This is a genomic window from Streptomyces sp. NRRL WC-3549 (assembly GCF_000721935.1).
Classification (GTDB): domain Bacteria; phylum Actinomycetota; class Actinomycetes; order Streptomycetales; family Streptomycetaceae; genus Streptomyces.
This window is the reverse complement of sequence record NZ_KL585445.1, coordinates 85050-85277: the sequence shown is the minus strand read 5'-3', so window position 1 is coordinate 85277 and position 228 is coordinate 85050. Positions and strand designations below refer to the sequence as shown.

1 pseudogene is annotated in these 228 nt (G+C 68.9%); it reads right to left on the bottom strand.

What is annotated here, in order from left to right:
- Positions 1–143: pseudogene (locus IH13_RS46310) on the bottom strand (oxidoreductase); the annotation flags it as partial.
- Positions 144–228 lie beyond the last annotated feature (85 nt).

Here is a 228-nt window from a genome sequence, read left to right as displayed (position 1 = left end):
GCGGCGGCCCGCCGCTCCGGGTTCGACGTGACGACCGTGTCCAGGACGAGTCCCTCGGTGGCCGAGACCAGCGGGGCGTGGAAGACGGATCCCGCCAGGCCGTAGCCGACGAGCCCGACGCGGTGAGGAGCGTTGGCAGTCATGCGGCCACTTAAGCAACGCTGTTGCCAAAGTGCAAGCGAGAGGGACAATGGGGCGGTGAACAGGAGCAACAGCAGGAGCGGCGGG